The sequence below is a fragment of the Hyphomicrobium sp. genome (genome assembly GCF_019753045.1).
Taxonomy (GTDB): Bacteria; Pseudomonadota; Alphaproteobacteria; order Rhizobiales; family Hyphomicrobiaceae; genus Hyphomicrobium_B.
Genome location: NZ_JAIELN010000028.1, coordinates 49644 through 68454, shown reverse-complemented (window position 1 = coordinate 68454; position 18811 = coordinate 49644). Strand labels below are relative to the sequence as shown.

Sequence of the window (18811 nt, the reverse complement as noted above, 5' to 3'; positions counted from 1 at the left end):
GGCAGCAGCACGTCCTCAAATGCTCCGACGTCAGTCGATTGGAGATTGAGCGTGGTCGTATCAAGGGAAGCGGATGACGTTCCTGCTGCCGATTTTGATGGCTGGAATCGGAATAGTTGGAAGCTTTTGCGGTCGGGATTCCAAATTTCTCTACCTTTGATCTCCCGCTTTTTTCGGTTCACATCACTCGCGCGTCAGATGCCGGGGATTGATCCGCGGGCCGGCATGCATGCCTGGCTCGTGAAGCGTTTCAGCAGGCCAAGCGGAGATACAGTAGAGGACAGGAGGAGGCCGGCCTTCCTCTCTCTATCTTTGCTCGAAGCGCAAGCCTCAACGAGTGTTTCCGTCTCAAATCTCGAAATCGAAGGACCGGTCACCACCGTGCCGGCACGTCTCTACCGACCGAAGGGCGCAACCCGTTCGAACGTGCCGTTATTGATCTACCTCCACTTCGGCGGTTGTGTTCTTGGCGATCTTGATACCTGCCATACGGCGTGCAGCATCATCTCGGAGCGGAGCGGTTGTCTCGTGCTGTCTGTCGCATATCGACTGGCTCCCGAGCACCGGTTTCCTGCAGCTTTAGAAGACACTTTGGCAGCGTTCCGCTGGGTTCGAGCAAACGCTCAAAGCATCGGCGCGGATCCAAACCGCGTCGCGGTTGGCGGAGATTCGGCAGGCGGATATCTCGCGCTCGCGGCGTCGCTGAGCCTTCGCGATCAGCAGCAGGACATGCCCTGCCTGCAACTGCTGATTTATCCGGTCGTCGATATGGATCGGCGTGCGATGCCGATCACTCCTTTCGACCGGAACTATCCGTTGTCGCGTTCGGATATGATCTGGTTTGCCGAGCAATATATGCGCTCACCCGGCGATGCGGATGATCCAAGATGCTCTGTTGGGCGCGCGAAAAGCCTTTCCGGATTGCCTCCCACCATAATGGTCCATGCGGGCAATGACTTGCTCCTGGCAGAGGGCCTTGCCCTCAGCGATCGCCTGGCACGCGAAGGCAATCATGTGACGACGCTCAATTATCCTTCATTGCCGCACGCCTTCACCGCCATGTCCGGTGGAGTGCCGCGTGCCCGCGAAGCGCTCGTCGAAATCGCGAATACCTTATCTGCACACATCAAAGCATCCGCACAAGGAAGGATCGAGAGATGAAGATCGCGAACGCGAATTGGAGCTACCCCACGAAGGTCTGGTTTGGTCCAGGTCGCATCTCCGAGCTGCCCGCAGCTTGCAAAGAGATCGGTATGTCGCGTCCTTTGTTCGTCACCGATCCAGGCCTTACCAATCTGCCCATGGTCCAATCGACATTGGCTCTGCTGCGAGACGCCGGCATAGAGGCGTCTGTCTTCGACAGGCTTCAGGGCAACCCGACATCGATCAACCTCGCAGACGGTGTGGCCGCCTTTCGCGATGGCAAACATGATGGCGTCATCGCATTCGGCGGCGGAAGCGCTCTCGACGTGGGCAAAACGGTTGCCCTCATGATCGGTCAATCGAGACCGGTATGGGACTTCGAAGACATCGGCGATAATTGGCGTCGCGCCGCGACAGAGGCCATTGCACCCATCATCGCAATCCCGACGACGGCAGGAACCGGTTCGGAAGTCGGACGTGCCACCGTGATCACCGATGCTGACAATCATGTGAAAAAGATCATTTTCCATCCTGCAATGATGCCGCGCATCGCGATTCTGGATCCCGAGCTCACCGTTGGCTTGCCACCATTGTTGACCGCCGGAACTGGCATGGACGCACTTTCCCACGCCATCGAAGCGTTCTGTGCGCCGAGTTATCATCCGATGGCCGATGCAATTGCGATCGAAGCCGTGCGCTTGGTCAAAGAATTTCTGCCCCGCGCTGTTCGCGCCGGAGACGATATCGAAGCGCGCGGGCAGATGCTGTCGGCTGCGGCAATGGCAGCAACGGCCTTTCAGAAAGGCCTCGGCGCAGTTCACTCGGTAAGCCATCCCATTGGCGCAATCTACGGCGTCCATCACGGACTGACGAACGGAGTCGTCATGCCCTACGTCCTTGCATTCAACGCTCCAAACATCGGCGAAAAAATGCAACGGCTGGCCATTTACCTCGGGTTGATAGATGGCAAGTCGTCCGGGGCGAACGCTGTTCGGGCCATCAACGACTGGATCCTCCAATTGAGATCAGAGATAGGTATCCCGGCGACGATCGCCGATATCGGAGTCGAGAATGAGAAATTTGCAGATATCGCGCGGCTCGCGGTCGTTGACCCGACCGCAGGTACAAATCCAATCCCGCTAACTGAAGACAACGTGTTAGAGCTTCTCGGTGAAATGCACTCAGGCACCATTCGAAAGATCGCCTAAGAGCCCGCGCTCCACTCACAACCAAACAAGATCAGAGATATCATGAAGTTCAGACGCGAATTTTACATCAACGGCACCTGGGTCAAGCCGCATAAAGCGCGGGATTGGGAGGTCATCGATCCCTCGACCGAGGAACCCTGCACAGTAATTTCTTTGGGAGACCAGGAAGACACGAACGATGCCGTGAGCGCCGCCAAAGCCGCATTGCCAAAATGGGCTGCAACGCCGCCATCGCAGCGCGCGGCAATCATCAAGAAGGTACTGGAGCAATACGAACTTCGCCGTCAGGAATTCGCCGAGTCGATTTCGTTGGAAATGGGCGCGCCGATAGACTTCTCCTTGGCGGAGCAGGCCACCTGCCTGCCCTGGCACACGCAGAACTACTTGAATGCTTTCGAGCAGATCAAATGGATCCGTCCCCTCGGCCCGCAGGCGCCGAAGACTGCCGTCACCCTCGAACCCATCGGTGTCGTCGGCCTCATTACGCCCTGGAATTGGCCCGTGAACCAGATCGTTCTGAAAGCCGTTCCGGCCATGCTCGCGGGTTGCACGTGTGTGCTCAAGCCCTCAGAAGAAGCGCCCCTCAACGCCATCCTATTTGCAGAGTTCTGCCATGACGCTGGCGTGCCGCCCGGCGTGTTCAATCTCGTGAATGGTGATGGTGCCGGTGTTGGTACCCAACTATCTGAACATCCCGACGTGGAGATGATTTCGTTTACCGGTTCCACGCGCGCGGGAAAGGCCATATCGCGAGCCGCCGCTGAAACCCTAAAGCGGGTCGCGCTCGAACTTGGAGGCAAAGGCGCGAATCTAGTGTTCGCCGATGCCGACCATCGATCGATAAAATGGAGTGTCGATCGGATGATGGAAAATTCCGGCCAGTCCTGTAACGCGCCATCTAGGATGCTCGTCGAGCGCAGCATCTACGAGCAAACGGTGGAACAAGTCGCCGCACTGACGGAAGCTATCAAGGTCGGACCGGCTCTCGAGCCGGGGGCGCACATCGGGCCGCTCGTCAACAAACGTCAGTGGGACCAAGTCCAGAACTACATCCAAAAGGGCATCGACGAAGGAGCCCGCTTACTCTGCGGCGGACCTGGACGCCCGGAGGATTTCAATCGAGGCTTCTACGTCAAGCCCACGGTGTTTGCGGATGTTAAGCCCGGCATGACGATCGAGCGCGAGGAAATTTTCGGGCCCGTCATGGTGATGATCCCGTTCGATCATGAAGAGGATGCGATCCGGATCGCGAATGATACGCCTTATGGCCTCACAAACTACGTTCAAACGAGCGATGCGAACCGCGCCAATCGTCTTGCGCTGTCGCTCAAGTCGGGAATGATCGAGATGAACGGAAAATCGCGCGGCGCCGGCTCTTTCTTCGGCGGCATGAAACAATCGGGACGCGCTCGTGAGGGCGGGATATGGGGCATCGAGGAGTACCTCGAATCTAAGATTATCTCGGACTACCGCTTTGGGTGAGTTGCGCGGCTAGCAATGGCAGCTTCTTGGATAAAGCAACCTATGCATGGCCGTAGCGTAGCTAAGGAGTGGGCGGCGGTTAGCAACTCATGGCTCCCGGTTCTGACGTGTGCCTCGAGGTTGCCCACTCGTATGCCGTTCCGACATATCGATTAAGCCATTGATGTTCTGTGGTAGGTATTGGGCTATAAAAGTCGGAATGACTGTCGATCTACAACATAAGTGTGCTGACTCCTAATCAGCGCATTGTCGGGCAAAGTTGCCGAGTTTCTCATTCGGCTTGGCGCCCCGACTTAGATTTGCGTCGCCGTTTCTGAAGTAGTCCGTCGATGGAAAGTGGGCCAGCGCCGCCGATGCACAGCGCGACGAGCCCGGCGAGATAGAGCAGGTCGGTCTCATATCCCGGTTGGCCAAAGTGGGCGCCGGAGGCATCGAAGGACTGAAGCTTTATGGAGCTAAAGCCGTTTGGCAGATGAACCGTGACTATCGCGACGAGAAGGACGATGCCCATCGGGATCGCCGCGACCGGAACAAAAGCTCCGAGCATGATCATCACACCCCCGACGACTTCGACCGCTATCGTCGCCAAGGCGAGAAAACCGCTAAAGGGCATTCCGATCGCGTGAAGAATATCCGCGAAGTTTTCCCATCCCCGAGCGAGTTTTGCAGACCCGTGCTCGACGAAGCCGAACCCGATAATTAGCCGGAGCGGCAGGCCGTACCAAGCATTCGGGAATGGCAACGGCGTGGTGCAAAGTTTGACGATGTCAAAATTCATAGACTTCCGAGTTCCCTCTCGCTGTTCCCTGGGTTCATTCGGCTGTCGATGAGGAAATGTTACGCGGTAACTCCAAAGCGCCGCTGGACGCGGATCCCGAGCTGAAGATATCTTTCGTCGTAAGCGGACCAGGAAGAACGCGATTTCTGATGAATGACACCAGCCTGGACGGCGCTTTCCGGCGCATCTGTTCGACTGAGGCACCCCTGAAGGTGCGCTTGGCCGACTTCTCGTCTGCCGTTCGCCAGTTCTCCGCACCATTCGCGGATGCCTATGACGATCTGGTCGCGAGGCTAAAATCTGCCGATGCAGGGGCCGGCGCGCCCAGGCCGGGCGAAGCAATGCCCCCCTTCCTACTTCCCGATGAGAACAATCGGCTCGTCGCTTTCGAAGAGCTCATCAAGGAGGGTCCGGTCGTCATAACCTTCAACCGCGGGCACTGGTGCGAGTACTGTCAGATAGAGCTCGCCGCCTTTAAGGCTGCGCTCGGCGAGTTCGCAAAAACTAGCGCTCAGGTGGTTTCGATCATGCCAGAAACGAATGAATACCTTTCGAGCCTGGAGCCGTGCCGCAATTTTCGCTTCCTTGCGGATGTCGATAATGGCTATGCGCTCGAAGTCGGTCTTGCAATCTGGCTGGGCGATGCTGTTCGCGATCTGTACCTTAAGCATGGGATCGAGCTGCAGAGATATAACAGAAGCGACAGTTGGTTTTTGCCCATACCGGCCACCTTTGTGGTCGGCAGAGATTGTGTGATTATTGATCGCTTTGTCGATCCGGACTTCCGCGACAGGATGGAGATCGAGGATATCCTGAAGGCTCTAGGTGAAGCCCTGCAATAGCATCAACTCTCGTTGCTTCGGACGCAGGTATCGTGCTCGATCGCGCTCATGCTTTCGAGCGGTCTTGAGTCTCCCGCCTCGTGAAGGAAAACGCCCTCGATAGGGTCAATTTCTCGCTGCCAGGGCGCCTGCTCGATAACGCGCATCGTTTGGTCGTACCCAGCCTGCCACCGCTTCTTGATCCCGGATGAGGTGAAATCGACGTCCTTGGTGTGGTCTTCGTTTTCGTGTCCGGGCCACAGGAGACGCACGAAATGCATGCGGGTGAGGCATCCGTAGCTTGCCAGCTCGCGAATATCTTCTCGCGAGCGAAGCTCCTCGGGGATACGCATCGCGAGTTCCTTGATTACATGACGCAGACGATGAATCTGCGCTTGGCGCATGATGTGCGTTGCGACCCGGCTCGAATATTGGATGTTCTTCTGGCGGTGAAGCACTTCCCAGATCGTTGCAGGTTCGGGACCGGTCGGGTTCCACATGTGCACGGCAAAGACGAGAGAATTCTTGCGCGGATGATCATCGAAAATCGCCTCGGCGGGCGTGTTCGAGAGAATGCCACCATCCCAATAGAGCTCACCATCAATGCGCACGGCGGGAAATGCGGGCGGCAACGCGCCGGACGCCATGATATGCTTCGCCGTGATTTCGGTCTGAAGGCTGTCGAAGTAGTGCATTCTGCTGGTCCGCACCTGAGCAGCGCCAACTGTCAATCGTGGTTTGCTGCGTCGTATGAGGGAGAAATCGACGAGGTCATTAAGCGTCGCCTCGAGTTCGGATGTGGAGTAGTAGCCTGCTCGTTCCGGGCCGAGCGGGTAATGCGGATTGAAAAAGGCAAAGAGGTTTGGCTTGAAGAAGCCCGAGATGCCGCTGGTCAAAGCCTGCCAGTAGGACAACGATGTCGCGGCTTGAGGCCACAACATCATCGGATCCCAAATCGAGCGTCGAGACATTCGCTCCCAAAATTCGTTCAGCGCAGCGAGCCTATCGCCGGGTTCGTTGCCGACGATGAGCGCGGCGTTGATGGCTCCTATCGATGTTCCGATGACCCAGTCCGGCTCGACGCCGGCTTCGTGCAGCGCGTGATAGACACCCGACTGATACGCACCGAGCGCGCCGCCGCCTTGCAGCACCAGTACGATCTGGCCATAACCTGCCGTGCGATTATCGCGATTTCGTCGTGGCATGTTGGTTGCCTTTATGTTGGAAAGTGCGGTCATCGTAGCCTCTCATCTACTGCTTGGAGGCGACGCTCGAGGTGATCGAAGCGATCACACTTGATGCCATCTTGAATTGCGCATCGCGGTCGCGAATGCCGTGGCGACGGGCGATCCACCCGAAATCGGTGTACACTGCCCAGACTTGTCCAGCTTCATCCTGCCGAACGAGAAGGCGAACGGGCCAGTCAAGGCCGGAATCCGGATTCGATGTGAGAAATTGAATACCCAGTGGCGGATTGCCGAAGATCAGCAGGGTCGACGGCCGGAGCTTGATGCCTGAACCTGCCCCGAGCTGTGATTGATCGATCGCAGAAAAGAACTTGATCCCTTTCTGCGCGATATCGGCTTTGAGCCGAGAGATCGTCTCGCCGAAGCCGTAGACGCTTTTCACCTTGACGATACCGTCTTCCGGCGACGCAGTAGCGGGCTCAGCCGGATATCCAGCCTGAGGAAGGGCGAAGACCATCAATAGAGCCAATGCGAATGCGCTGCAGGCTGAATATCTTCCGAGCATGACCATCTCCCTTTCTCGTTCACCAATTCAAAGCAATCGGCTGGTTGTGACAGGATGGCTAGGACGCTCACATAGCGAAAATATCGATTGGCTTCGGAGTCGATAGTCGCCGCCTATTGCTTCTTGCGAACTCCCCCGCTGGCTGCATTCTCATTGCGGTTCTGGGATAGCGCCGAGCTATCAAATCCAGTCCCAAACGGCATTTCAGTCGCGCGTTCGAAGCTCATAGGTTCTCGGCAGCCCCGCTCCAAAGGGGGCGATGTTAAATCAACCAGGAGAGACCCAATGAAGCTTCTTTCAGCAGCAACGCTCGTTGCCCTCTTTGCCGTTCTCGCATCTCCGACCTATGCAGCCGAAGACTGTGACGGCGGGTTCAAGACGCATATGGGCAAGATGTCGATCTTCATTAACAAGATGTCTGGCTACGAACTGGCCGACGCCGTTCGCAAATCTCTCGACGCCTATGATTCCTGCAAAGCCGGCGACGGGTTCTCGCCTCATGGCGTTTGGGATCAGATCGAGGCCGACATGCAGGCGAAGCACGGCAAGTAAACCGCTGACGCAATGCATGCGAAAAAGCCTCGCAGACTCAACTGCGGGGCTTGTTTGTTCTGGAGGTTGCGATGGTTCCAGCGCGTCGAGGTCGATACGTAGCATTATTCGTCGTTGCTGCTGCGAGCGCGGCCGCAATGTTCGCCAAAGCAGCTAGTGCGGATTCAGTCGATGTCATCTTATCGAACCTGCCGCTGAGGGAAACTGCCGCCTATTCCCGGATGTACGAGGCCGCAGGCCGCCCGAAGCGAGAGATCCTGGAGATGAGCAGGGCGGAAGTCTGGACGATACCAAGTGAAAAATGGGGAGAGATTCTAACTCTCGCGCGAGATGCCGGAACAAAGATCAGCAAGCTCGATTCCAATTGGAATCACGCTCTCGTGCCTATGCAAAACTCCAGCGCGATGACCGCGTCGCAAAGCGCGCTGATGCACGCGACCATGGCCTCGAAGGCCGTCACCGGCGCGATCGTCATGGCGCGGCCTCCGGTTGGACTCGCCGAGAACATGTTGACGAAGAGCGAACTCGTCATTCCGATTGCCACGGGCGTATCGGTTACTGCCAGACGGATGAGCCTGCACAAAATTGAAGACGGCTATGCCTGGCATGGCGTGGTGTCCGAAACCGGCGAGCCAGTCACGCTGCTCTGGTGGGCGTCCGGTCGCATGGCAGGATCAATCACCTATCGCGGGCATGTCTATTCCGTGCACGAGCTAGGTGGAGGCGCTGACGCGATCGTTGAGATGAATCCTGCGCAAATGCCTCAAGAGCACGCGGCCATGCCCCATGGCATGATGGAGAAGATGCATCTTAAGCAGGACCCGCTCGTCACGAAAGGCGATCCGAGCGATCTCACAGAGCCTGGAAATGCAGCCCGTGAAAATTTTCATATGGAGCGAGCTACCACGAAGGACGCTCACGATGCATCGCGGACGGCTGACGTCACCATCGCACCGGGGCCGCTGGATATCACGCAAAAACAATCATCGCCGCAAGTATCTGGCCAAAAGGCAGTCATCCGATTGATCGTCGCTTATACGAAAGCTGCCGCCGGTCACTACGACGACATAAAAACCGATTTGATTCCGTTAGCGATCGAGGATGCGAACGAATCCTTCCGCATGAGCGGAATCAGCAATGTCGAGCTGGAGCTGGCTTACGCCTACGAAACGGACTACGTCGAGAGCGGCTCCCATTTCGAACACGTCTTTCGCTTCGCCGGGAAGAACGACGGTTATATGGATGAAGTCCACGGGTTGCGTGACAAGTACAGGGCCGATGTCGGCATTCTTATTGTCGATGATCCGAATGGTTGCGGTCTATCGGCCGGTGTTCATGTGAACGCCGAGCGGGCATTTGCGGTCGTGCATCATGAATGTGCAGCAAACATGTACTCGCTGGCTCACGAAATCGGTCACATCATCGGTGCGCGCCACGACGAAGCCCTCGATGACAGCAAGAAGCCATTTTCATACGGCCACGGTTACGTCTCCGGCAAGAACTGGCGCACGATGATGGCTTATAAGGACAGCTGTGACGGTTGTCCGCGCGTGCCAGTGTGGTCGAGTCCGAACATCGTGATCCGAGGTATTCCAGCAGGGGATGCGGAAAGCGATAATGCTCGCGTCATCACTGAGAATGCTGCTCGCGTCGCTGGCTTTCGATAGCTGTTGAGGAGGCTATCCTTGGTGATCCGGACGAAAATCCAAATGCCGGGTCAGCCAAGCTGCAGCGGCGAGCGATGCCCCGATACCCGCTACACACGCACCCCATCCAAAGTTGTCGAAGATCTGGCCAAGGACGGCGGTGCCGATCAGGCCGCCTGCGAAATAGCTTGCGAGATAAATGCCGCTCGCGGAGGCGCGATTGCTTTTCGCTGCGCGGCTTACGAAACCAGGCGCCAAAGCCTGGGCGAGGAATGTTCCAACTGCCACTAGAATCATTCCGATGAGTATTGCGGGAAGCCGAGGAACGATCAGGAGAGGTAGCCCGGCTGCCGCGATCGCCAACGCAGCCCAAAGTGAAACCTTGTGGCCCGCCAATTTCGCGATGGTTCCAGCGAGGGGCGTGGTCACAATTGAGGGCAGGAAGACGAAATAAATTAAGCCGAGTGTCATCATGCCAATGCCCAAAGGCGGAGCGACGAGAACGAAATTGATGTAGGTAAACGTTCCGACGAACGCGAAGAGAATGCAAAAGCCGATTGCGAAGCCGGCACGCATCTCTGTCGCCTGCACGTGCGCCCACCATTTCTGCGAACAGACGGCATCCGCGTTGCAGGCTGTCTCCTTCATCGGCGTTTGCCGTATGGTGCCGTAGACGAGTGCGGCTCCCAGCAAATTCAATCCTGCGAAGAAAATGAAGTTTGCGGCAAGTCCGGCATGATCGGTGACAGCGCTTGCAACAAGGCGCCCGATAAGATTGCTCGCGACGTTACCGGTAATGTAGGCCGCAAACGCTCCGGCCGATTGCTCCGCAGTGAAGTGTTCGCCAAGATAGGCGAGCGTCAGTCCAAATGCAGAAGCCATGCACAGGCCCTGCAAGATGCGCAAAGCAGCAAACACACCTATGGTCGGTGCGAACGCAAGTAACGACGTTGGCACGGATAGCGCAATCAAGCTCGCTAGAATTCCGGTACGGCGGTCGATGCGATCACTCAACAGGGCGATCGACAGGCCACCGATCGCCATTCCTAGCGTACATGCGTTGACCGCCAGTCCCATAGCTGCAGCGCTAACACGGTAATGCTCAGCGAGCGCTGGAAGCAGCGCCTGTGTCGCGAAAAGATCAACGACCGTCAGGAACGCCGTGACCGCGATGATAAGCAATTCGAACGAGGAATTCGTCTTGCCGTCTGATTTCGATGGCACATCGAAATCATTGGTCTGCACGGATGGGAGCATGGCTTTGTAGCCTCCGAAGTGCGGATCACTGCCAGAGCATCCGGCCTGGCAGTGATCCGCCAGATCTTTGGATTACATGTTGTGATCTTTGGGATCGGCGGCGATGTCTGCCGAGATCAACACCGTCGGCTTGTCGGAGTTGTTCTTCCACCAATGAGAAAGGTGGCTCTCGACCGAGAGATCGCCGGCTTGGTGCTCGATCGGGACAGAGCAGGTGCTGGCATATTCGGTGATCTTTCCCGAGACGACATAGATAAGCGCCGGCCTTTCGTCGTGACTGTGCCACGCGACTTCGCCGCCGGGAGCAACCTCGAGGCGCCGCATGCGGAAGTGATGATCTGCGACGGCCACTTTTTCGTTTGTGAGATTGATTTCGCCGAGCAGCTTCTCGGTTACGCTTTTGTGCGCGGTGGCACCAGGCTGTTGCCCGTTGGATGTGACGACTTTATTCGCCGGGCATTCGCCCGCACTCGCCGCATTTGCGATGGCCAAGAATGCGCCCGTCAATGCACCGGCGAGCGTCAACGCAATCCACGATTTGCTGAGGGAGGGTGTCATGTTGTGTCTCCGAATTGGAATTTACTCATGAAGCGCCGCAGCGCGTTCCGAAGACACAATGGCGAGGTCGGGCCCTGATTTTAAATATCGGTTTGTTTGCTGTTCGATAGCGCCAAGCTATTGCTGCGCGTGGCAATAAAAAAGCGAGCCTCCTTAGGCTCGCTGAAATCGTCTCGGTTCGCTCGCCGCTATTGAGCAGTCCAGCCACCTTCGACTGGAATAGTGGAGCCAGTGATGGATTTGGCGCCGTTGCTGCAAAGAAAGGCGGCCACTTCCCCTATCTCTTCCGTCGTGACGAAAGCTCTCGTCGGCTGTGCGTGCAGCAGGACGTCGCGAATTACCTGTTCTTCGGTGAGGCCACGCGCGCGGGCGGTTTCAGGAATCTGCTTCTCAACCAGAGGCGTGAGGACGTAACCAGGGCATATAGCATTCGCGGTGATGCCGTGTTCCGCAAGCTCGAGTGCTACGGTCTTCGTAAGTCCAAGGAGGCCGTGCTTCGCGGCAACGTAGGCGGACTTGAACGGGGATGCGACGAGAGCATGTGCCGACGCAACATTTACGATGCGGCCCCAATGCCTCTTCTTCATCTCGGGTACGACGGCGCGAATGGTATGAAAGGCCGCCGACAGGTCGATCGAGATGATCGCATTCCATTTAGAAACGGGAAACGTTTCAATCGCCTCCACGTGTTGAATTCCGGCATTGTTGACCAGAATATCAATTTGACCGAACGCTGTTCGTGCATCTTCGACCATTTGAGCGATTGCCGGCTCGCTCGACATATCGGCGCCGGAGAAGGCGGTGGCAATGCCGCTGCTTTTCTCGAGTTCGGTCCGTACATCATCAATATCGGAAGGGGAACCGAACCCGTTGAACATGATGTTCACGCCGCGCGCCGCAAGTGCGCGGGCGATGCCCAGCCCAATCCCACTGGTCGAACCCGTGACGATGGCGGATTTTCCCTTGAGTTCGCGGGCAAGGCTGGGCAGACCGGTCATGACATTTACGTTCATGGCGATACTCCTAAAGTGAGGTAAGGGAGGATCCGGCCAGCACGGGGGAGGGCTTGCCGGATCCTTGGGCAGACGACAGGAGGCATGGCGTCTGCTGAATTCGCGTTGGCTTGAGCCGATGAGATTGGCTAACGGCGTCCGCGCCTTCGTTTGCATGCAAACTATCTGCGGGGACGCTGGATCAGAAATATCGTTTGAGCTAAGTTTCTATGCCTTTTGGCTATCGGGCGGCTTTTCTTGCCCGGTGATATCCCGCGGACTGAAGTTCGGACCCAACCAGATGGAAATGCATCAAGTTCGATACTTCCTTGCCGTGGCGCGGGAGCTGAACTTCACTCGTGCGGCCGAGAGCTGTAACGTCGCGCAGCCGTCGCTGACGCGCGCAATCAAACAACTTGAAGATGAGCTGGGAGGGGAGCTCTTCCGCCGCGAGAGAAATCTCTCGCACCTGACGGAACTTGGCCAGCGTATGCTGCCGATGCTGCAGCAGTGTTACGACAGCGCCCTCAACGCGAAATCGCTGGCGCAATCGATCAAGAGTGGCGCGGTCGCGCCGCTCACTATCGCGCTTTCGGTGACGGTGAACATCATGCTCCTAATCCCATTTCTATCGGAGCTGATGCGCGTGTTACCCGGTCTTGAACTGCGTTTTTTTCGCGGTACCAACAATGAGATTGCCGAGCTTCTCAAAAAGGGTGACGCCGAAGTCGGGGTTGGCGGACCCCTCGAAGGGGCTTGGGAACGTCTGGACTCGTGGGAACTGTTCACCGAGCCATACCGACTTGTCGTCGGAAGCCAGCACCGTCTCGCATCGCTCGGTGAGCCGATAGCGCCTTCGGAACTGTCTACGGAGCGACTTCTGTGCCGGACCAACTGCGAAAATTCCAAGGACATTCTTGAGTTCCTTGATGCGCATGGCGGTCAGCCGAAGGCAAAGCACGATATCGCGACGGAACCGGATCTGGCGGCTCTCCTAGAGAACAATTTCGGAATCGGCATAGCACCGCGGAGTTCCGTGCTCAGCGCAAATTCCCAGCAGCTGCGGATAGATGGATTGGAAATCGACAGAACCGTCTACGCATATGCTGTTGCCGGAAGACAGCGTTCGATGGCTGCTAGCACTTTCATAAAGATGCTCCGTGCCGCCGACTGGCGTGCCGTGGAAAAACAACTTGCCGGTCCTGAAAGGGGTTCAGCGGTTTCCGTCAGTTCGCAAGTCGCTTGAGCGCGGTGAGGATTTCCGCTGTATCCATCCGCTTGCGGTAATCGGGATCGATGAACCGCGCCTTTACCAGGCCGTCCTGTCCCACGATGAACGTGGCCGGGATTGGAAGCGTCCAATGCGTGTTGCCTTGGAATGTCGAGAAGTCCCATCCGGCAGCAGTCATAGCGCGCCGCTTTTCGTCGCTCACCAGGAACGCCAAGTTGAGCATCAACGCGTATCCGTTGTCCATATCTGAGAGAATGGGGAAGGTGTCTCTGCTTCCTTGCGTCAATTCCGCATTGAAACGCTCACTTTCCGGGGTGATCGCTACGAGTTCCGCGCCGAGCGACTTTACTTCGCGGTAGATTGCTGCGAGGGCTTGCGCATTGATCCGGCAATATGGACACCAGTGCCCGCGATGGAAAGCGATGACTAAGGGACCTTTCGCGATCAAGTCATCGAGCGTTTGAAGCCGGCCGTTCTGATCCGGCATCATGAAGTTCGGCAGAGGCTCACCCGGCTTGGGAGCGTTTTCGCCAACACCCGTCGCCTTCAAATGCTCGATCATTCGATCGACGATGTCCGCGAAATCCGGACTAAGCTTACGGACGTCGTTGGCGAAGGCTTCGAGCCTTGCCGTCAGCGGAGCTTGCATATTCTGGCAACGGACCGTGCAGTCTTGTAGGGCTTCCGAAAGCGTCTTCTCGGCCATTCTGGAGGCTCCACGCTCGAGAAGGATTAGGGCTCCAATCCTTGTCTGCGCCCGAATGTAGTTCGGATTGATCGGAGTCTCAACGGCGCGAAGACGACCCCTTGAGTGCCGCTAGGATCTCGTCAATTTCCATGCGCCTACGGAAGTCGGGGTCGACGAAACGAGCCAGAATTCGAGCATCATTATCAATCACAAACGTTGCCGGCACGGGCAGGAACCAACCGTCGTTGCCGTGAAACGCGTCAAGGTGGTAGCCGCGCCCCTTCATCAGGGTCTTAAGGTTCTCGCCAACCCAAACCACCAAGCCGAGCGATAGAGCATAGCCGCTATCGATGTCAGTAAGGATGCGGATCGTATCCTGCGTTCTGCGTCGCAGTTCGTCCGTGAACTGCTGCCGGTCAGGGATGATCGACACAACCTCGGCGCCGGCTTGCGAGATCTCTTGATGGTGTTCTGCAATCGTCTTGAGCGCGATACGGCAGAATGGACACCAGTGGCCACGGTTGAAACTCAGAACGATGGGACCTCTGGACGTCAGCTCTTCCAGACTGACGAGTGTTCCTGATCTGTCGGGCAGAAGAAATTGGGGCATTACGTCCCCAAGTGCCGGCGCGGCGCTGCCAACTTCGCCAGAATAAAGTCTCGCGACGAGCTCGTCATAGGCGTCAGCGAAAGGGAAGTTCAGTTCGCGAAGCTTGCTTGCATACGCGGCTAGTCTGGCATTCAGAGGCGCAGTCATCGCGCAGACGTCCGCGAAAGCTTCTGCAAGGGTCTCTACGCGCGTCAAGGGTTAATCCTTTTTGACTGGCGACGTCCGGCTCTTCTGGGGCAGCCTTCCCGATTTATATTGATCCGGGGAAGTGTCACGCGCCAATGCTCCCTGGGCGTTGTTTCCATAGGGAGTGGCTATTCTGCATTCAGCGGCTGACACACCTCGTCCCACGGAAAAGGAAACTATTGCGCGTGTGTGTGGTTTGCATCGTCCTCATTGCGGCATCAACCAGGATTGAGGCTTCCACGAGGACGCCGACGCAGCTTGGCGGCCATGCGCGTCTTGAACTTTCAGAATTTTTGAAACGGAGGTTCGGTCTGGGGCGTATCGGCCAGTTGGGTAAGTTCAACGTTGAAAGAGGGGCACAGTTGGCCGGTATTCAGATCGCTGTTCACGAAGATAGTCGGTTGCGGTTGCTGCCCTTGTTTCGCTTGGCGGACGAGTCGGAGAGCCAAATCCTCAGCTACTTCAAGATGGGCAACGTCTTTGTGGCCCATGATCGGGATCTGATTGTCGGCATAACTCAACTTGTGGAAGAAGATAATGCGATAGAAATAGTCAGCCTGGCAGTTGTTCCCGAACGGCGCGGAGAAGGCATCGCAACGGGGCTGATAGAAGAAGCCGAGACGGTTTGTCGTTTACGTGGTGTTCGACGGCTGATCGTTTGCACCGGGTCGTGGGAGACCGAAAACATTATTTTCTACGTGAAGCGCGGTTTTCGCATCTTCAATGTGGTGCCGGACTTCTTCACGCCCGAAAAGGGATATGATCTGGCGATACGCGACCAGGTACAACTTGAGAAAGCTGTGACGGGAGCTTAAGCCAGGATCATTCTGATCGCCGCCGCTCAGCTCAATCCTTCACGGATCCTCACTCTCCGCGAAAGCCCATGTACGGCCTCTTGGTAGGCCCCGTGCTGTAAAACCTTAGTGATTTTGCTCGAAATCACATTGGCCTGGGCAGGCACTTCTACTTGTACCTGTCGGGTCTTTGCCGCGCACACGACGCTCCGGAAACAAAATTTGCGCACGATCGCAAGACCGTGCGCAAATTCTCTGTGCCTCATCGTTGGCGCTCAATCGTTGCTACCAGCCGTACGACAGGCGAGCGTAGTAGACCGATGGCGAGGGCTCGATGCTGTGGGTCCGGGCTGTGATCGTCCCGGCGGAATTCCGCGTCGTCAACGTGCGATCATCGTCGGGGTGAAGCAGTTGCTGGCCGACAAAGTCAGAACGACGTGCTCATCGAGCGAGATGCGTGCCGAAGCATCCAAGCGGTCGAGATTCGAGAAGCTCGTATGCTGGGTTGTCCCGTTCACCTGCTCGATGTTTTGATCGTAAGCGTATGTGCGGTTGTAGCCCAAGCCGAACGTCGTCGCCCATGCTCGCACGTAGTAGTCGGCGCCGACGTTCGTGATCAGGTCAGGTTGCTCGGCGAAGCGGCGCGTTTGGCCGGTCTGCTGATCGGTGAGTTCCGACTTGATTGCCGTTCCGCTAGCCCAGAGAGTCAAATCCGGAAGCCCGATCATATGCATCGGCAGGCGGCCTTCGAGTTCCACACCGTAGAGTTCGCCGTCGCCGGCGTTACGTGGCGTTGAGATCCAGCGGGGGGATCCACCCTCCTGAGTCAGGATTCTCTCGATCTTGTCCTCGAAAGAACGGGCAAAGAAATTGGCCGACAAAAGTCCAGATCGCTGGAAGAGGAAGAAATCGGTGCCGACATCCAAGCCCCATATCTTTTCCGGCGAGATGTCGGGATTGCTCCGCTGATCCGGATCGGCAAGCGTTCCGCTGCCGGTAACGATCGTAGGCGTCAGGTCGCGCAGGTCGGGACGACGCAGCGTCCGGGCGACGCCTACCCTGAAGTCGAGGTTCGGGGCCGCCGAGAGCTTGTATTGGATCGACGGATTTAAATCTGCTGCGTCGTTATCGAAGCTGTTCTTCGCAAAATCTACCGTTTCGGTGACGCTATATTCGAACCGCAGGCCAAGCGTCAGCTTGTCATGGCCGAAAACCGAAAACGCATCGCTGACGTAGGCGTGATAAATTTCTTCGCTGATCTCGTAGTTGCGCTCGGGAAGCGGAACATTGGTCAGACCGCGCACCTCGTTCTCGGCCCGCTGCGTCTGCGCCCAGCCTATTCCGGCTTCGAGTTCATGGCGACCGACGCGCGTTGTGACAGAGCCACCGGACGCGATGCGTTCGAGATCGATGGGTACGAAGCGTGGCGCCTGTACGACGGGCGAGCCGCCCGGCAGGCTCGTTTGCGTGGATTTTCGTGTCGTGTCCTCGCGCGCGCGCTGGTAGTCAAAGAAGACGCTTGAACTCGAAAGCCCGCTGAATGCGTGCTGCCATTCCAGATAGCTGCCGTATGTTTCACGGATGCGATTGCGAACTTCATGCGTATCGCGGTTGGCCGAACCTTGGTCGTTATTAAGCCGTAGCGTGTGCTGGTCGCGGAATTCGTCAGTGCGAAGATACGTGGGTGACCGCGGAATTGTTGACCGCATTGCCGGGATCAACGGTCGGAGTTGCGGACTGGGAATCCGATGGTTGCGTTGCTGGCGCTTGTGCGGAAGCAGACGAACCGCTTTGAGACGCCTTTGACTTTTTGCTTGCTGCTTTCTTGGCGGGGGCTTGTTGGTCGGTCGCCATAACGGTAACCGGGGGGAGCGCCGTTCCTTCTTCTTGCGCATTGGCAACCGTGAAGGAACCCACCAAAGCGCAGCGCTGCGCACGCCGAGTGAACACGCACGTCCCAAGTCATTCCGTTTCCCTCAATACGAAAATTTGAGGGGTAAACATCATGCGGAACACAAGCTCACAATAATGTATACAAAAACACAAAACATTATGGCGCGCGTTGGCACAAAAGTGTCACATAAGCAATGTGTGCTGATTAATTGGCCGGGAATTTTTCCTGCCGAATCCGGGGTGATTTCACGGCGCCGCGTGAAGGTTGCGACGCCTTAGCCGGCGTCGCGCCCACAGAAGAAGCCCGGTCGAAAGCAACAGGTTCAGTACAAGCGAAGTTACCGCGTTGGCCGAAGCGGACCAAATGCCCGCCCAGTTGCCTTCATGAAGCAGCTTCGGCCAATTACGCGGTTTGACAACGAGTCCGCCGGTCGAAACGGCATAGTTGCGAGATTCGCCGTCTTCGATGAATCGCGCTTCGGCACCGTTTTTTCTCAGACGCAGGGTCAAGAGCGTCGACAGATCTCGTTCGCGTGCAACGATGCGCAGCGCTTCGATGATCGAGCGCGGCGTAGCGTCGGCCGCAATAATCGGCTCCGGCCCTGAAAACGTGACTTTGTATAGCATCGCCAGCCCGGTGAGCGGCGCGATGAGGATGAGCGGCAGGGCAGTCCATGCGGATGCCGTGTGCCAGCCGCTGACCGTGTTGCGTAATGGTCTGATACCCATCACGAGCCCGATCACAACCAGAGAGAGCAACGCGATGGTGGAGATAGTGACGCCCCAACCGCCGTCCTCGAGCAGTAATGTTTTGTGAATCCGGCGCGCCAGCGAATACACGGCAAGCGTGGTGCTCGGTTGGCAGGCGATCTCGCCGGTCTCAAGATCGATTTCCGTACCTCCACGGTCGCGGAGGACAAGCGTGCCGAGATGACCGTGAACAAAGATGCGGTCTACGGTGCCTTGCGGATCATGCTTTGCGAGAGCCGCTTCGATTTTGGTCGCGTCGACAACTTTGGGCTTCAACGTCGAAGCCACAATCGCGGGCTCGAATGCCAGGATGAGGCCCGTCAAAAAGATGATCATCAAGGGCAATGCAAAAAATCAGCGCCAACCATCGGTGGAGGCGGAGTGTCCAGGCTTTCAGCAACGTCAGACTCGGATTGTTTGGTGTTGTCAGGGCGTAAGGGGAAGCTGGTAAGCCGCACTTCCGCACGCGC

18 protein-coding genes are annotated in these 18811 nt (G+C 57.0%); 8 read left to right on the top strand and 10 right to left on the bottom strand.

Features of this window, described 5'->3' with window-relative positions; genetic code table 11:
• The first annotated feature begins 225 nt into the window (after positions 1 to 225).
• The 3 genes from K2Q04_RS21405 to K2Q04_RS21395 are packed head-to-tail and all read left to right on the top strand — an operon-like array spanning position 226 to position 3833.
• The gene (locus K2Q04_RS21405) at positions 226 to 1161 is read left to right on the top strand and encodes an alpha/beta hydrolase (RefSeq protein WP_291167469.1); all 936 of its coding nucleotides are present in this window, start codon (positions 226 to 228) and stop codon (positions 1159 to 1161) included.
• A complete protein-coding gene (locus K2Q04_RS21400) occupies positions 1158 to 2351 on the top strand; it encodes an iron-containing alcohol dehydrogenase (RefSeq protein WP_291167467.1) in 1194 nt (397 codons plus the stop codon). Before K2Q04_RS21405 ends, K2Q04_RS21400 begins: the two co-directional genes overlap by 4 nt.
• Before the next feature lie 42 nt (positions 2352 to 2393).
• Complete coding sequence (locus K2Q04_RS21395; RefSeq protein WP_291167464.1) at positions 2394 to 3833, top strand: aldehyde dehydrogenase family protein; 1440 nt, start codon at positions 2394 to 2396, stop codon at positions 3831 to 3833.
• A gap of 271 nt (positions 3834 to 4104) precedes the next feature.
• Here K2Q04_RS21395 and K2Q04_RS21390 read toward each other — a convergent pair whose 3' ends face one another.
• Complete coding sequence (locus tag K2Q04_RS21390; RefSeq protein ID WP_291167462.1) at positions 4105 to 4611, bottom strand: DoxX family protein; 507 nt, start codon at positions 4609 to 4611, stop codon at positions 4105 to 4107.
• Between the two features lie 212 nt (positions 4612 to 4823).
• Between K2Q04_RS21390 and K2Q04_RS21385 the strand changes: the two genes are divergently transcribed.
• Entirely contained in the window at positions 4824 to 5453 is a 630-nt protein-coding gene (locus tag K2Q04_RS21385) for a peroxiredoxin-like family protein (protein ID WP_291167500.1), read from the top strand.
• 2 nt (positions 5454 to 5455) lie between these two features.
• On the opposite strand, the gene K2Q04_RS21380 is transcribed toward K2Q04_RS21385, so the two are convergent.
• Entirely contained in the window at positions 5456 to 6637 is a 1182-nt protein-coding gene (locus tag K2Q04_RS21380) for a patatin-like phospholipase family protein (RefSeq protein ID WP_291167496.1), read from the bottom strand.
• A 46-nt stretch (positions 6638 to 6683) separates the two neighbouring features.
• Positions 6684 to 7184 (bottom strand): DUF302 domain-containing protein, encoded by a 501-nt coding sequence (locus K2Q04_RS21375; RefSeq protein WP_291167459.1) that lies wholly within the window; start codon positions 7182 to 7184, stop codon positions 6684 to 6686.
• A 285-nt stretch (positions 7185 to 7469) separates the two neighbouring features.
• Here K2Q04_RS21375 and K2Q04_RS21370 point away from each other — a divergent pair, with 285 nt between their 5' ends.
• The gene (locus K2Q04_RS21370; protein ID WP_291167457.1) at positions 7470 to 7736 is read left to right on the top strand and encodes a hypothetical protein; all 267 of its coding nucleotides are present in this window, start codon (positions 7470 to 7472) and stop codon (positions 7734 to 7736) included.
• Positions 7737 to 7807: 71 nt separating this feature from the next.
• Complete coding sequence (locus K2Q04_RS21365) at positions 7808 to 9403, top strand: M12 family metallo-peptidase (protein WP_291167455.1); 1596 nt, start codon at positions 7808 to 7810, stop codon at positions 9401 to 9403.
• Positions 9404 to 9415: 12 nt separating this feature from the next.
• Here the strand turns inward: K2Q04_RS21365 and K2Q04_RS21360 are convergent, their stop codons facing one another.
• The 3 genes from K2Q04_RS21360 to K2Q04_RS21350 all read right to left on the bottom strand — a co-directional run bounded on the left by K2Q04_RS21360 (position 9416) and on the right by K2Q04_RS21350 (position 12195).
• On the bottom strand, positions 9416 to 10639 hold the full coding sequence (locus tag K2Q04_RS21360) for an MFS transporter (protein WP_291167452.1): 1224 nt from the start codon (positions 10637 to 10639) through the stop codon (positions 9416 to 9418).
• Between the two features lie 72 nt (positions 10640 to 10711).
• Positions 10712 to 11197, bottom strand: a complete 486-nt coding sequence (locus tag K2Q04_RS21355) for a cupin domain-containing protein (RefSeq protein WP_291167450.1) — start codon at positions 11195 to 11197, stop codon at positions 10712 to 10714.
• Positions 11198 to 11385: 188 nt separating this feature from the next.
• A complete protein-coding gene (locus tag K2Q04_RS21350) occupies positions 11386 to 12195 on the bottom strand; it encodes a 3-hydroxybutyrate dehydrogenase (RefSeq protein ID WP_291167494.1) in 810 nt (269 codons plus the stop codon).
• Between the two features lie 295 nt (positions 12196 to 12490).
• On the opposite strand from K2Q04_RS21350, the gene K2Q04_RS21345 reads away from it, so the two are divergent.
• A complete protein-coding gene (locus K2Q04_RS21345) occupies positions 12491 to 13435 on the top strand; it encodes a LysR family transcriptional regulator (protein WP_291167448.1) in 945 nt (314 codons plus the stop codon).
• Here K2Q04_RS21345 and K2Q04_RS21340 read toward each other — a convergent pair.
• Positions 13416 to 14126: a peroxiredoxin-like family protein gene (locus K2Q04_RS21340; protein ID WP_291167444.1), complete on the bottom strand. Its 711-nt coding sequence runs from the start codon at positions 14124 to 14126 to the stop codon at positions 13416 to 13418. The two genes, K2Q04_RS21345 and K2Q04_RS21340, sit on opposite strands and share 20 nt — an antisense overlap.
• 79 nt (positions 14127 to 14205) lie before the next feature.
• A complete protein-coding gene (locus tag K2Q04_RS21335) occupies positions 14206 to 14913 on the bottom strand; it encodes a peroxiredoxin-like family protein (RefSeq protein WP_291167441.1) in 708 nt (235 codons plus the stop codon).
• A 182-nt stretch (positions 14914 to 15095) separates the two neighbouring features.
• Here K2Q04_RS21335 and K2Q04_RS21330 point away from each other — a divergent pair, with 182 nt between their 5' ends.
• The gene (locus K2Q04_RS21330; RefSeq protein WP_291167438.1) at positions 15096 to 15719 is read left to right on the top strand and encodes a GNAT family N-acetyltransferase; all 624 of its coding nucleotides are present in this window, start codon (positions 15096 to 15098) and stop codon (positions 15717 to 15719) included.
• 359 nt (positions 15720 to 16078) lie between these two features.
• On the opposite strand, the gene K2Q04_RS21325 is transcribed toward K2Q04_RS21330, so the two are convergent.
• The gene (locus K2Q04_RS21325; RefSeq protein WP_291167435.1) at positions 16079 to 17407 is read right to left on the bottom strand and encodes a TonB-dependent receptor; all 1329 of its coding nucleotides are present in this window, start codon (positions 17405 to 17407) and stop codon (positions 16079 to 16081) included.
• A gap of 430 nt (positions 17408 to 17837) precedes the next feature.
• Positions 17838 to 18686 (bottom strand): PepSY-associated TM helix domain-containing protein, encoded by an 849-nt coding sequence (locus K2Q04_RS21320; RefSeq protein ID WP_291167432.1) that lies wholly within the window; start codon positions 18684 to 18686, stop codon positions 17838 to 17840.
• Positions 18687 to 18811: the final 125 nt, after the last annotated feature.

Excerpts from the sequence above, each read along its gene's own strand:
- K2Q04_RS21390 (WP_291167462.1), bottom strand. The coding sequence starts at position 4,611 with ATGAATTTTGACATCGTCAAACTTTGCACCACGCCGTTGCCATTCCCG.
- K2Q04_RS21350 (WP_291167494.1), bottom strand. The coding sequence starts at position 12,195 with ATGACCGGTCTGCCCAGCCTTGCCCGCGAACTCAAGGGAAAATCCGCC.
- K2Q04_RS21365 (WP_291167455.1), top strand. The coding sequence starts at position 7,808 with ATGGTTCCAGCGCGTCGAGGTCGATACGTAGCATTATTCGTCGTTGCT.
- K2Q04_RS21325 (WP_291167435.1), bottom strand. The coding sequence starts at position 17,407 with ATGCGGTCAACAATTCCGCGGTCACCCACGTATCTTCGCACTGACGAA.
- K2Q04_RS21380 (WP_291167496.1), bottom strand. The coding sequence starts at position 6,637 with ATGCCACGACGAAATCGCGATAATCGCACGGCAGGTTATGGCCAGATC.
- K2Q04_RS21340 (WP_291167444.1), bottom strand. The coding sequence starts at position 14,126 with ATGGCCGAGAAGACGCTTTCGGAAGCCCTACAAGACTGCACGGTCCGT.
- K2Q04_RS21405 (WP_291167469.1), top strand. The coding sequence starts at position 226 with ATGCATGCCTGGCTCGTGAAGCGTTTCAGCAGGCCAAGCGGAGATACA.
- K2Q04_RS21345 (WP_291167448.1), top strand. The coding sequence starts at position 12,491 with ATGGAAATGCATCAAGTTCGATACTTCCTTGCCGTGGCGCGGGAGCTG.
- K2Q04_RS21370 (WP_291167457.1), top strand. The coding sequence starts at position 7,470 with ATGAAGCTTCTTTCAGCAGCAACGCTCGTTGCCCTCTTTGCCGTTCTC.
- K2Q04_RS21375 (WP_291167459.1), bottom strand. The coding sequence starts at position 7,184 with ATGCTCGGAAGATATTCAGCCTGCAGCGCATTCGCATTGGCTCTATTG.
- K2Q04_RS21400 (WP_291167467.1), top strand. The coding sequence starts at position 1,158 with ATGAAGATCGCGAACGCGAATTGGAGCTACCCCACGAAGGTCTGGTTT.
- K2Q04_RS21355 (WP_291167450.1), bottom strand. The coding sequence starts at position 11,197 with ATGACACCCTCCCTCAGCAAATCGTGGATTGCGTTGACGCTCGCCGGT.
- K2Q04_RS21395 (WP_291167464.1), top strand. The coding sequence starts at position 2,394 with ATGAAGTTCAGACGCGAATTTTACATCAACGGCACCTGGGTCAAGCCG.
- K2Q04_RS21360 (WP_291167452.1), bottom strand. The coding sequence starts at position 10,639 with ATGCTCCCATCCGTGCAGACCAATGATTTCGATGTGCCATCGAAATCA.